Origin of the sequence: Anaerovibrio sp., from assembly GCF_045637405.1 — a bacterium.
Lineage (GTDB): Bacteria > Bacillota > Negativicutes > Selenomonadales > Selenomonadaceae > Anaerovibrio.
Window position 1 is genome coordinate 1 of record NZ_JAZTZI010000091.1, and the last position, 13,753, is coordinate 13,753.

At 44.5% G+C, this 13,753-nt stretch carries 12 protein-coding genes; all 12 read right to left on the bottom strand.

The features are described 5' to 3' along the window. Nucleotides 1-86: 86 nt before the first annotated feature. The 12 genes from hemZ to thrB all read right to left on the bottom strand — a co-directional run bounded on the left by hemZ (nucleotide 87) and on the right by thrB (nucleotide 13,750). Nucleotides 87-1,580 (bottom strand): coproporphyrinogen dehydrogenase HemZ, encoded by a 1,494-nt coding sequence (hemZ, locus tag ACKI5G_RS06495; protein ID WP_407398749.1) that lies wholly within the window; start codon nucleotides 1,578-1,580, stop codon nucleotides 87-89. Continuing rightward, on the bottom strand, nucleotides 1,570-2,034 hold the full coding sequence (locus ACKI5G_RS06500) for a Fur family transcriptional regulator (RefSeq protein ID WP_407398751.1): 465 nt from the start codon (nucleotides 2,032-2,034) through the stop codon (nucleotides 1,570-1,572). Before ACKI5G_RS06500 ends, hemZ begins: the two co-directional genes overlap by 11 nt. A 295-nt stretch (nucleotides 2,035-2,329) precedes the next feature. Continuing rightward, nucleotides 2,330-3,154, bottom strand: coding sequence for a PD-(D/E)XK nuclease family transposase (locus ACKI5G_RS06505; RefSeq protein ID WP_407398753.1), 825 nt, complete (start codon nucleotides 3,152-3,154; stop codon nucleotides 2,330-2,332). Nucleotides 3,155-3,462: 308 nt separating this feature from the next. Continuing rightward, nucleotides 3,463-4,449 (bottom strand): group II intron maturase-specific domain-containing protein, encoded by a 987-nt coding sequence (locus ACKI5G_RS06510; RefSeq protein WP_407398755.1) that lies wholly within the window; start codon nucleotides 4,447-4,449, stop codon nucleotides 3,463-3,465. Between the two features lie 178 nt (nucleotides 4,450-4,627). Continuing rightward, a complete protein-coding gene (locus ACKI5G_RS06515) occupies nucleotides 4,628-5,251 on the bottom strand; it encodes an MBL fold metallo-hydrolase (protein WP_407398757.1) in 624 nt (207 codons plus the stop codon). A 17-nt stretch (nucleotides 5,252-5,268) separates the two neighbouring features. Then, nucleotides 5,269-7,554 (bottom strand): RelA/SpoT family protein, encoded by a 2,286-nt coding sequence (locus ACKI5G_RS06520; protein ID WP_407398759.1) that lies wholly within the window; start codon nucleotides 7,552-7,554, stop codon nucleotides 5,269-5,271. 205 nt (nucleotides 7,555-7,759) lie between these two features. Further along, complete coding sequence (gene recJ, locus ACKI5G_RS06525) at nucleotides 7,760-9,739, bottom strand: single-stranded-DNA-specific exonuclease RecJ (protein WP_407398761.1); 1,980 nt, start codon at nucleotides 9,737-9,739, stop codon at nucleotides 7,760-7,762. 145 nt (nucleotides 9,740-9,884) lie between these two features. Next, on the bottom strand, nucleotides 9,885-10,382 hold the full coding sequence (locus ACKI5G_RS06530; RefSeq protein ID WP_407398763.1) for a cob(I)yrinic acid a,c-diamide adenosyltransferase: 498 nt from the start codon (nucleotides 10,380-10,382) through the stop codon (nucleotides 9,885-9,887). A 48-nt stretch (nucleotides 10,383-10,430) separates the two neighbouring features. Further along, a complete protein-coding gene (gene ndk, locus ACKI5G_RS06535; RefSeq protein WP_027396191.1) occupies nucleotides 10,431-10,847 on the bottom strand; it encodes a nucleoside-diphosphate kinase in 417 nt (138 codons plus the stop codon). 46 nt (nucleotides 10,848-10,893) lie between these two features. After that, nucleotides 10,894-11,418, bottom strand: a complete 525-nt coding sequence (locus tag ACKI5G_RS06540) for a gamma carbonic anhydrase family protein (protein ID WP_407398765.1) — start codon at nucleotides 11,416-11,418, stop codon at nucleotides 10,894-10,896. Nucleotides 11,419-11,477: 59 nt separating this feature from the next. Further along, nucleotides 11,478-12,710, bottom strand: coding sequence for an HD domain-containing protein (locus tag ACKI5G_RS06545; RefSeq protein WP_407398767.1), 1,233 nt, complete (start codon nucleotides 12,708-12,710; stop codon nucleotides 11,478-11,480). A gap of 122 nt (nucleotides 12,711-12,832) precedes the next feature. Next, entirely contained in the window at nucleotides 12,833-13,750 is a 918-nt protein-coding gene (thrB, locus tag ACKI5G_RS06550) for a homoserine kinase (RefSeq protein ID WP_407398769.1), read from the bottom strand. Nucleotides 13,751-13,753: the final 3 nt, after the last annotated feature.

Sequence of the window (13,753 nt, forward strand, 5' to 3'; positions counted from 1 at the left end):
GTCCTTGGTGCCCCGTGGAGCATTTGTCAACATATCTTATAAAACCTCCTTTGCTTTGTAAAAAGCAAGGTATTGCAATCTATTTATTATTCAGGACCGCCGTAAGCCTCAGCTATCAGCTTTGCCCTTTTATCAATGTAAATATCAATATCCCTTAGATAAGTAATCAGATCCTTGGCATTAAATGAAGATTTCAGCCGCTTTTCACGGAAATTTACCACCTTGCTGGTGGCCGCCCCGCCAATACCAAGTATGGTCTGATGTTCCTCCATTATCTGGATATTGTAAATGCTCTCTGCCCCTTCACGGCAGCAGCCAACATTTTCCAGCTGACCGCTCATGTACCCCTGACGATAGAGGTAATATGGCTTCATGCCAGCCTCATCAATATAGCTCATGGCAGTATGGAACATCTCCCGACAGGTCTTGTCATCCGGCAGCTCGTATTCCTCAAGGTTCATTTTTAAAACTGAACCCCGTTTCAGTGCCAGAGAATGAAGGGTGATGTCATCCGGGCCAAGGGCCACTATTTTCTTCATTGTATCCTCAATATCAGCCACCCCTTCACCGGGAAGGCCAATAATAAGGTCCATATTTATTTCCGGAATGCCAGCCGACCTTAAGTCGTTAAACATGGTCACAATGGCCTCCGGAGTATGATTGCGCCCAATACGCTTTAGTGTACGGGGCTGCATGGTTTGCGGATTTACACTGACTCTGGTGACATTCATATCCACCATGGTCTGAATTTTATCCGGGGACATACTGTCTGGACGTCCGGCTTCTACAGTGAACTCAATAGTATGCTCACAGTAAAAAGCCTCCCGTACTGCACTAAGCATTTCCCGGAAATATTTATCCGGCAGGCTGGTGGGAGTACCTCCGCCTACATAAATGGACTGAACCTTAAAGCCATAGTCAGCCACGGCCTGCTTTACTGCCGCCAAATCCTTATGGAATACCTCCATAAACTCCTTTAGGCCATCCTCTTTTGGAAGAATATTGGCTGGGAAGGAACAATAGAGGCAACGGCTCAGACAGAAGGGAATACCCACATAAATACTGATAGTCTTTTCATCAGATTTTGCCAAAAATGGCAGCTGACGAATAGCCATATCCACAATGGTGGTTGCCTTTTCCTCACTGGCCTCATAATCGTGAAGCAAGCGCTCCACCACCTCATCCCTGGATAGGCCACCATCCAAAAGGCGATGAACTATCTTGGTGGGACGAACCCCGTGAAGAATTCCCCAAGGGGCAGCCTCAAAGCCAAATTCCTTCCTAAAGAGCTGATAGAGATTCAGCTTTATCAGGCGATGCTTACCGGCAGCAAACCTTTCATCACTGCGTCCTCTGGTAGTCTGGGTGAGATGAACTCTCTCCCCCGCCATACCATTCATGGTAATAATGGTTTCCACAATAGGCACATCACCCGGCTTAAGGTTATTTTCTATATTCAGTGTCTCCCAGCAGTAGTCTTCCTGGCAGCCTGTCTCAATCTTAAAAAGATTCAGGACTTCGCGGACAACCTTGACCACCACCTGGTCCTCACTATTTAGGGTAAACTCTTTAATTTTCAAGCTTCTTGGCACACTCCTGACAGTATCCGTAGAATAGCACCTGATGATCGATAATGTTGAAGTTACAGGTTTCAGCAATCTTCTGCTCCAACCCCTCCAGCATATCCTCAGAGAATTCTATAACCTTATCGCAATTTTTGCAAATAAGATGATGGTGCTGATGACCATTTTCCTCGATTTTCTTCAGCTCATAACGGGCACGCTTCTCACCGAATTCCATCTTTTGGAGAATGTTCATTTCAGGGCTGCACATTAATTCGAGAGTACGATATACAGTGGCCAGACCAATGTCATATCCCTTATCTCGGAGAGTACGGTGTACTTCCTCAGCACTAAGGTGTTCTCCTGTACTATTTAAGAAAACCTCCAGCACGTCCTGTCTCTGATGAGTCAGCTTGTACCGGCTGTTCTGGAGTCTTTTTTTCAGTTCTTCAATGCTAAATCCATCACGCATTTCTATATCCCCCGCATGCCAAAATTTTGTAATTAACATTACTCTCCCAATTTACACTCCAATTATTGTATTATAACGTAATTGTTCAAGAATTTCCATAACTAGATGGAAATTCTTCCTATTAGACGTTTCGACGAGCCCAAAAGCTTACTCGTCATAACGCAAAAATTCAATATTTTCCATAACTAATATGGAAATCAAATTAAAAAGAACTACAGCCCTCACGGATGTAGTCCTTTTTTATTGGCATATTAAGTTTTAGGCCGCCAGCGGCATTAGCCCTATGCAATGCGAATTAGTTCTGACCAGCAAGCTCCAAAATTTCATCTTTAGACAAATTAACACATTCCAATACTTCTTCAACGGACATATTTTTGGCGAGCAATTTGGAGGCAGTGCGACGGTCAGCAATCTTTTCACCCTCAGCGAGTCCAGCCTGATGGCCCTCACGACGGCCCTCTTCCTGTAGCTTTTCCATTATTTCACACAAGGTGGACACCCCCTTCTCATCATTTTTAAAGAAATCTACACGTTTTGCTAATTCCGGATAATGCATTTTAGATGGATCAGGACAGAAGAAATCACGCATCAACAGTCCTAATTCATCATTTGCTTTGTAGTCACCGTTTACATAGATAACGTGAGCAGCGTCACTAAAAGGTTTGTTGAGTTCCATAATATTTCGCTCTACATGATACATCGGTAAATTCGCACCGAAAATGTCATGTTCAGTAATGAAAATAATCCAAACTTCCGGGAAATCCTTATATGCTGTATTTTTGTTAATTTCCCTGGAATCTATTAGTGAGTTATTAAATCTGGCCCTTTTGGGATTTGCGCCTTCATTGGAACGCTGAATTTCAACATTGTAAATTTTCCCCTTGCTATCCACAGCAATTACATCAAAACTGGTACTACGTCCATAAAGATTAGTGGCTGAACGTTGAGATATAACCTCTTTTACAATAATGTCATCCCGATGGAAGAATATACGCAGCAAAAGCTGCATACCTTCGATATTGCCATCAAAGCACACATCAAAAAAGGTGTCATCAATAAGGCGAAACTGCCCAATAAGTTCGAGATACCTTTGGGGCGGGTCAAATTCAAGCAGGCCCATACAGATCATCCTTTCCTAAAGTATAACATATTATAAAAAATGTAAAAACAACGCAGATGTCGTTTTTTGATATTTTGATTATATCACGATTATTATTAAATATCTATTGTGTGTATATAAAACCAGATAATATTATTATGTATCACGCATATAGATATATATTATATTTAGATAGTAACAATTTTAAGCACTCCTTCGAACCTCTTTATTGCCCACCATTTTCACAATTAATCGAGTAGGAGGGAAATTTGAATAAATTTCCCGACCTCTCACACCACCGTGCGTACCGTTCGGTACACGGCGGTTCTCTAGTTTTCAAAAATTTGCAGATAATAGCTAGTCATAGGTGTATAGCCTTGGCTGGCTATTTCTTTATCTGAAAGAATTTGGTTCAGCATCAGTGCCGCTCGCCATGGGCCTTTGCGACAATTTGCCAGCTCGTGTACCTTCCACTCAGAGATGTTATACCTGTGTATCATGCGGTATCTCGTTTTTACCTTCTTCCATTGTTTCCAGTACACCGCTCTAATCCTGCGCCTAATCCAGCCGTCAGTTTCTCTTAATATCTCCTTCATGTCGGCCATTTTGAAATATTGAAGCCAACCACTTATAAATTGTAGATATTTTCTTTGACGCGCCTCATTACTAACCCCTTTGTTACGGTTTAGAATTTCGCGTAGTCTGCTTTTCATCTTCGTCTTGGATTTAGAATGAAGCCTCAGACGGCATTTTCCCTTGTAAATGTAAAACCCATATCCAAGGAATTTTACCTTGTTTATGTGTGCCACAACGGTTTTATCCCTGTTGACCTTAAGAAATAATTTTCTTTCAATAAACTTGGTTATGCTTAACATAAGTCGCTGATTGATCCACTCTTTGGTATATCCCTTTCGTTCATAGGTAACCACCAATCTATCAGCTATAAGCTCCGGATCGAGGGTTTCATCAATACGCTCTTTGCCCACCTGGGCCAGCCATAATTTAAACGGTTCTGCCTTTTTCGATGGTATTGACTGTATAATACGCAGCAGCTGCTCTGTATTTGCCACATCAGTACGTCTACGTTTACCATCGGCGGCTTTCATTTTCAATGCGTTACAATTTGTAACGGTTTCATTTCCTTCATCTTTTAATCTTTTTTTCAGAACACGCCAATACGTTTGCGGATTATCACTTTCTGTTAATACCCGCACCACATCCACAATAGAAAAATACCATTCTCCCTCCGCCTCATTCCAAGCAGTGCGAATAGGCTGGTCCTCAAACAGCTGCATATTTTCCATTTTTTCACTCATTATCCGTTTCTGCCTTTCTTACGTCCTCAAAACAGAACAACAATTCTTTTATCTCTATTATATAAAACACATATTCTATAAATCAAGTTTTTTATCAGAAATGTGCAATTTCCAAAAAAATACCCTGTAGCTTCAATTACAAAGCTGCAGGGTATCTTGCGTATAAATTATCAATTTTTCAGAAAAATGGATTTGTTTCCCGCTCTATTCCCATGGTTGAAGCCGGGCCGTGGCCTGGGAAGACCTTGGTGGCATCGGATACCTTTGCCAGCCTGTTGCGTATGGAATCCAAAATTTCCTCGGTACTGCTGCCGGGGAAATCCGTGCGGCCGATGGAGCCGACAAAGAGGGTATCACCACTAAATAAGGCACCTCCCCCATAGAAGCACACACCGCCTGGGGTATGTCCCGGAGTATGGATAACCCTGAGGCTGCAGCCACCAAAGGAAATATTGTCACCATCCTTCAACAGCACCTCTGCTCCTTCCATTTCGCCTGGTGCACCTACAAATGCCGACAAATTCTTCTTTGCATCTGTCAGCATTTCCCCATCTTCCTCATGAATTGCCACAGGCACATTCAAGGCTTTCTTCACCTTATCCAGTCCCCCGATATGGTCAAAGTGACCATGGGTCAGGGCAATGAGCTTCACCTCTACGCCCATTTCCTTAATGGCGGATAATATCTTCTCCGGATTTCCGCCGGGATCTATTACCATTCCCTCGTTGGAGCTGTTGTCTTTAAGTATATAACAATTAGCGGCCACAGGGCCCACCTCAAAGCTCTTTACAGAAAAATCCATAGGCTGCGAACCTCCCATCAGTCATTGCGCTTATCCGGATTGCTGGTCATGGCACGGCTTACGCTGTAAATATCCTTCAAACGACGGATTTTAGCCATAATCTGTTCCACCTGAGAAGTAGCATGAACCTCAATACCCAGAATAATCATGGAAGTCTTATTGTTGCGGTTAGTCTTGGCATTTACAGAGGAAACATTAATCTTCATTTCTGTAGGAACTGCCAAAATACTTGCCAAAATACCAGGATTATCATTGCAGTGAATCTCGATCTCTACTGTATAGTCACGGTCAAGGCCCACATCCCAGTTTACGGCAATAACTCTGGTGGCCGCATCACTGGTAACTGCCACATTCGGACAATCCGCACGATGAACAGATACGCCACGTCCTTTGGTAATAAATCCAGTAATCGGATCTCCCGGAATCGGGTTACAGCACTTGGCAAGACGCACCAGCATACCGCCTTCGCCCTCAACCAAAATTCCATGGCTGGCCCTGGACTTCTTGGATGATCCCTGCCCCTGAGGACGCTTCAGCTTCTCCAGCATTTCAGAAACATCCTGTGGAGTATTCTCCTTCACCAGCTTTTTATGCAGCTCAATGAGCTTGGCAATAACCCCGCTTACGGTAACACCACCATAGCCAATGGCTGCCAATAAATCCTCGGCATTATTAATATTAAATCTGAGACATACCTCATTAAGCCACTCATCGCGAAGAAGGTCCTTAGGTTCATAGCCCAGCTTCTTGCCTTCCTTCTCCAGAAGCTCCTGGCCCTTGGCCACATTTTCCTCGCGGCGTACCTTCTTGAACCAGCCACGAATCTTGCTCCTGGTATCTGATGCTGCCACAATATTAAGCCAGTCACGGCTTGGCCCCTGATTGGCCTTGTTGGTAATAATGGAAACAATATCGCCGTTTTTCAGCTTGTACTCCAATGGCACAATCTTGCCGTTTACCTTGGCACCAACGCAGTGATGACCGATTTCCGTATGGATTCTGTAGGCAAAATCAATTGGTACAGACCCCTTTGGAAGGTCAATAACATCCCCCCGGGGAGTAAATACAAACACCTCGTCGGAGAAAATATCCATTTTCAAGGCCTGAATGTACTCACTTGGGTCGTTAAGCTCCTGCTGGAGATTTACCATCTGACGCAGCCAGGACAGCTTTTTGTCGTAATCATTGGCTGCAGTGGCTCCCCTGCCATTTTCCTTGTACTTCCAATGGGCCGCAACGCCGTACTCGGAAATCTTGTGCATGGCAAAGGTACGAATCTGAATTTCCAACGGAAAGCCACGGGTCATAACAGTGGTATGCAATGACTGATAGCCGTTGGATTTTGGCATGGCAATATAATCCTTGAACCGCCCCGGAATCGGCTTCCACATGGCGTGGATAACACCAAGAACCGCATAGCAGTCCTTGACACTTTGAACCAAAACCCGGATAGCTGACAAGTCATAAATTTCACTTATATCCTTATTATCCCGCTTCATCTTGCGGTAAATACTGTAAAAATGCTTGGCACGACCGCTGATTTCTGCTTTTATGCCGCTTCTTATGAGCTTAGTATGAATCTGTAAAATAGAATCCTCAATAAAACGCTGACGCTCCTGCCGCTTTTGCTTGACCTTTTCCACAAGATCATAGTAATGCTCACGGTCAAGATAGCGCAGGCACAAATCCTCCAGCTCCCATTTAATGCTGGAAATACCCAGACGATTTGCCAAGGGTGCATAAACCTCAATGGTTTCCCGGGCAATACGCTGCTGTTTTTCCTCCTTCACGAACTTCAGGGTACGCATATTATGAAGCCGGTCCGCCAGCTTTATAATAATTACGCGAATATCCTTGGCCATGGCCAAAAACAGCTTGCGGTAGTTCTCTGACTGCTGCTCCACCTTGGACTGAAATTTAATTTTGCCCAATTTGGTAACACCGTCAATCAACATGGCCACTTCAGGACCAAACATTTCCTCCATCTGCTTAATATCGTAGATGGTATCCTCCACCACATCATGTAGCAGAGCTGCTGTAATGGTTACGGCATCAATCTGAAGCTCTGTGAGTATCTTGGCCACACAGAGAGGATGAATAATATATTCTTCACCAGAAGCCCTTTTCTGCCCCTCATGGGCCGAGTGAGCCAGTTCATAAGCCCTGCGGACGAGGTCCACATCCGCATTGGGCTGGTATTTCAACAACGCATTTATAATATCATCAATTGTAACATCCGCCGTTGCTCCGGCTGGAACTGGGGTATAAATATTCACATTTACAGAAGTTGAATTGGCATCCATTGTTATCACCGCCATTCAAAACACAAATTAAAGTCAAACTTTTAATAATTATAACGCCATTGTTCAAATTTTGCCACAGGCAAATATTCCAATTAGCGTTTTCCTTACAGGACCAGATTCGCATCACACGAGGTTCGGAGACATCATAAAGGAAAGGGAATAGCACCTGGCTATCCCCCATGCTTTAATCATAAGATTATCTAAACTATCCATTGAGACGGCAAAAGGTCTCAGAGTCCTGTAAATTCATTTTGCCGGTGCCTTCCACCAAATGACACACACCAGCATTATCCACACTCATCAGCCCCAGCTCCTGAAATATTGTTAATCCATATTCTGTAGCCTTGCTCTCTGACTGTCTGCCATCCATACGCATCCTCATAGCCAGCCAGGCCGGATCCTTTAACACGGGCTTTTCTTCATCGTTACACTGTTTGAGATACAGATAAAGCTCCTTTAAAAACTCCCTGTCAACGTTTATAGGCTTTTCATCCTCCAGAGGAGTGTCCAGACTTCTTACTATACACTGAAGGTTACGGTTGCCTTCCCATTCGTTTATCCCCAGTTCATATACAAGATTCTGAGGCTGAGAATTCATTTTATCAAGATCCTCATTCATATTGAAGGCAACAGCCTTTACATAACGATTACCGTCTGTAATGCTAAAACGCATGTGGCGGTTTTCTGTTCCCATATAGGAAGCATAAGCAGTCCTGACGCCCTTACAGCCAAATAACGGACTATCATTTTTCATGCCGCAGGGCTCCAACAACGCTAGTTCATCCACCATTTCCATGGTAACATCCAATGGGGAAATCTCCTGATCCAATTCATAAAATGGAATGTATTGCTCTGCTGCCATCTGGCGCTTGGCCTCAAGCTCCATAAGCCGTCTGAACTCTGGAATGTTTTCTTCTTTAATTGTAAGACCTGCCGCCCCTTCATGACCACCGAACTGCACCAGCACATCCTTGCAATGTTCCAGGGCCTCATAGAGATTAAAGCCCTCTATACTACGGGCAGAGCCCTTTCCTATGCCATTCTTCAAGCTGATAACAATGGTTGGCTTATAATATTTGGAATCCAGCCCTGCTGCTGTTAGTCCAATAACGCCATGGTGCCAGTCCTCTCCGGCTACTACCAACACTCTGGTATTGTCCACGTCCATACCTTTAAGCTGTTCCTCAGCCTCCTGCTGCATATCATCCTTCAGCTTTTTCCGTTCTTCATTGATACCATTAAGCTCCAATGCTATGGCATCCGCTTTGGTGCTGTCCACAGCAGTCAAAAGGTCAACTCCCAGTGTTGCACTGCTAAGCCTCCCTGCTGCATTAATACGTGGGGCCAGCATAAAGCCCACCACCATACTGGTAACAGGCTTACCAAGGCATCCTGCAGCTACCAGCAGGGCTTTTACCCCCACCATATTGGAGTTTTCTATAGCCTTCAATCCCAAGCTTACAATTCTTCGGTTTTCCTTGGTAAGGGGCACCGCATCGGCCACCGTCCCCAGGGCAACCAGCTCCAAGCCACGGTCATTGAGGGGCTCTCCCTTTATTCTTTGCCAAAGGGCCTGACACAGCTTAAAGGCAACACCAACACCTGCCAGCTCAGGGCATGGATACTTGGAATCCTTTCTGTGGGCATCCACTACAGCCACTGCCTCCGGAAGCTCATCTCCCGGAAGATGGTGGTCAGTAACAATAACGTCCATTCGCCCGGCAACGCTCTTTATTTCATCCACGGATTTAACACCGCAGTCCACAGTGATTAGAAGTTCAATTCCCTTATCCACCAGCTTCTCTATGGCATCAGCATGAAGGCCATATCCCTCTGTGAGCCTGTCAGGAATATAGTAGTCCACCTTCACCCCCAGCTCCTTAAAGGTAATCATCAACAGGGAGGTGGCGGTAATTCCATCACAATCATAGTCGCCATATATGGCAATATTTTCTCCTTTATCAATGGCGTCAACTATACGCTCTATTGCCTTATCCATATCCGGCAGCAAATAGGGATCGCAATATTCAAACCTTTCAGGATGAAGAAATATCTCTCCCTTTTCCCTGGTATCAATTCCCCGATTTATCAAGGCCCCTGCCAGCAGCTGGGATATGCCCAGCTCAGCCGCCAGCTCTGCGGTTCGTTCCCCGGAATAGGGCTTAATTCTCCATTTTTTTAACATCAAAAACCAACTCCTATAACTATTACCTTAAAAACTTCGAGAAAACTTTTCAAAATCCTCTTTTATGTACAAAACACCCAGAGAGTCAGTTTTCAATAAAATACTCATTAAAAAGGAGCCCCAAAATTTTGGAGCTCCGATTATTTCACCGATTTTCCTCAAGTCTCATAAGTACGAAGCACAGGTCTGAAACCCTGTTAATATATAATCTGTCACTATCATGGACTATCTCCTGCTCCGCCAGGTCCAAAATAGCCCTTTCAGCTCTTCTTATAAAGGTTCTGGCCAAATCCAAACATGAGCCTCCCTGGGATTCTCCCGCAATCAGGAACTCATGCAAAGACGGAATCTTTGCCTCAATGCCGTCAATTATTGACTCCAGTTCATTCACATGCTCATTGGTAATCAACGGCTCTTGATCCAGAGAGGCCAAATCTGCCATGAGCAAGCCATTGTATTTCTGAAGCTTCAGAATAATTTCCTTTACCTCATCATTTTTACAAAAGGCTCTTGCCATACCAAGGGCTGAACATACCTCATCAATTGTACCGTAGGCTTTAACCCGCAGGGAATTCTTCGCAACACGCTGACCTGTAAACAGGCCAGTGGTACCCTTATCACCGGTTTTGGTATAAACACTCATAACTTCATAGCCTCCTATTTCATATTTCTTATGCCTATCCTATACTTATCAGTCAAAAATCTCAGTAGCACTAAAGTATAAGGAAATCTCTCTTGCTGCACTCTCAGGTGAGTCGGAAGCATGAACTGCATTGCGGCTGCCACTGGAAGCATAGAGCTTACGGATAGTTCCCTCATCAGCATCTGCCGGATTAGTTTTACCGTTAATCTTACGTACATTGGCAATAGCATCCTCACCAGCCAATACCATGGCAATAATAGGACCAGAGGTCATAAAGCCTACCAGATCGTCATAATATGGGCGGCCAATATGCTCCACATAGTGCTGGGACGCCAGCTTCTCATCCATCTGAAGCATCTTGACAGCCAGAACCTCCAGGCCCTTTTCCTCGTAAATCTTGAAAATGTCACCAATGTGATGTGCCTTCATGGCATCTGGCTTAATGAGTACCAATGTCTTTTCCATTTTGATATAAATCTCCTTTTTAATACCTCAATTTATTAACTTGTTTTTACAAGTCCTTTAGCCCCTCACTGTACATCTTGGCAATATCACTATAGGCATCGGCAGATTCCTGAAGGGCACTGATTTCCTCTTCTGTGAGAGGTCTGATCAGCTTGGCAGGATTGCCGTATACCATAGAGTTTGGCGGAATCTTCTTGTTCTGTGGAATAAATGAGTTTGCACCAATAATACAGTTTTCGCCAATCTCAGTATACCCCATAATCACTGTTCCCATACCAATAAGGCAATTATCATTTATCTTGCTGCAATGAACCACCACATTATGGCCAATGGTAACATTGTTGCCAATAATTGTCGGCGTATCCCACATTGTGTGAATGGTGCTGTTATCCTGGATATTGGAGTTATTGCCAATAACCACCTTGTTGATATCACCACGGACAACGGAGCTGAACCAAACACTGCTGTTATCACCGATTTTAACATCACCGACCACTACAGCATTAGGTGCAACATAAACATTCTTGCCTAACTCAGGCTTTTTATCAGCCAATGCAAAAACATTTCCCATAAAAAAACCTCCCTCAAGATGTATCCTTAATTAATTATAGCAAAGTTGTCATACAAATTCTAGTCTTTCAGCCATTGTGCACAGGCCCTGACCCGCTTTTGCCATAGCCAGTCTCCCAGTGCCTTTCCCCTGACTCCTTCAGGAGCCATATTTCCATCAATAGATAAGAGCTCATCCCTAAGCTCTGTGTACCGCTCCAAATATTTTGGTAGCTGCCCATGGTCAGCCCGTATAATATGGCAAAAATCCTCAGGCGGAAGATAACTGGACATTTTGTGCAAATGAAGAATCAGCTCTGTTATTTTTCCAGGCTTTTGCATCAGTGGAGCCCGCATGTGCTCCTCAATAACCAGATTACCTGCCCGTATCCACTGATTCGGAAACCTTGCCCGTTTATTCCACTCCTTAAGGACCTCCAACCCCTTTTTTTCGTGGTCATAATGATGTGGCAGCATTTCTTCCGGAGTAACACTTTTTCCAATATCGTGGACAAGGCCCGCAAAGACTGCCACCACATTATCTGTGGAGGTTGCCACCTTATCTGCCAACAGCATGGTGTGATTATAGGCATCTCCCTCCGGGTGGAAGTCCACAGGCTGAATCTTTCCAATGAGAGCATAAATCTCAGGAAATAGTGTTTCCAAAAGCTCTGACTTCCTAAGGACTTGGAAGAACACTGACGGCTTGCTGGTTTCCAATGCCTTCTTCAACTCCCCAAAAATTCTTTCCGGTGGCTCACCCTTTAGCTCCTCACGGCAACCTTTCATGGCATCTATAAGCTCATCTGAAACATCAAAGCCCAACTGCGTTGCCTGTCGTGCAACTCTTAAAGCCCGCACCGGATCCTCGGAAAAGTGCTTTGATATAGGGCGCAGCATTTTATCTTCAATATCACGTCTACCCCCATATAAATCAATGATATTTCCAGTGAGCACCTCCATAGCTATGCTGTTCACCGTGGTATCACGCCTATAAAGATCCTCCTCAATGGTAATATCCTCATGGGCCAATATTTCAAAGCCTGTGTAGCCTGTACCAACCTTTCGTTCCTTTCTGGCAAAGGCCACCTCACAGCTTATTCCATCTATTTTTACAAGAAAAACGGGGAACGCATTACCTATAAGCTTGGCCTCAGGAAAGCATATTGCAAAATTCTCCTTGGATAAGCCCACTACCACATAATCCTTGTCATGGGGATCCTTGCCCATGAGCTTGTCTCGAACCCAGCCTCCCACTATATACAGGGTTCCCCCGGCATCTCTTATCTGTATGGCGAATTCATTTTCTGTCATTTATTCACCGCCCTAACTCTTTTATCTTTTAAAATTCGTTGCTTTAATTTAAATTCCTGCATAACTGCACCAAAAAACTGCCGCAACCATGTCACAGCAGTTTCCACATTGAAGCTCATTTTCTATTCAATAAGGCGGGCCCCTTCTTTATCAATATCAAGAATCATATAAGTGGACTCCACATTATTCTCCTTAAAGGCTCTCTGCATAGCTTCAGCTACCTTCCTCTCATCACCGGAGGCAAGCGCCATAAGGCATGGACCAGCCCCGCTCAGAAAAGCACCCAGGGCCCCTTCCTTCCTGGCTGCCTTAAACACATCATACATGCCTGGAATGAGTTCAGCCCGATAAGGCTGGTGGAGAGCATCGTCAAAGGCATTTCTCAGAAAATGTCTGCTCCCCTTTATAAAAGCCGCTATCATCATGGCCGTACTACCAATATTAACTATAGCATCAGCCCGATCCACCTTCTCTGGCAGCACTTCTCTGGCTGCCTTGGTAGGCAAAAAGAAATCCGGAACCACAACCACCATCTTGAAACGAATCTTTGGAATAAATCTGAAGGTTTCAGGCCAGCCATTTCTCACGGTGCTTATGGTCATGCCGCCAAAGATAGCCGGTGCCACATTATCTGGGTGACCCTCAATATCCGTGGCTATTTTTAAAAGGTCACGATTCTTTAATGGATTCCCCAGTGCCTCATTAGCTGCCTTAATACCGCCCACAATGGCTGTAGCACTGCTCCCCAGTCCTCTGGAGAGAGGCACATTGTTGTCCATCACAATTCTGGCACCCTTAAATTCATCAGTACAGCCCACTCTGCGAAGTACCTTCTGAATTGAACGCCATACAATATTGCGGGAGGTTCTGGGAATATTATCCGCACCCTCACCGTTAATCTCAATCTCCAGGCCTTCCTCCCTAAGGAGTGTAAGCTCCAGATCGTTGTAGCAGGAGCATGCTATTCCCAAAGTATCAAAGCCCGGCCCCAAATTTGCCGATGTTCCCGGAACTCTTACTTTAACTGTCTTTGCATCCATAAC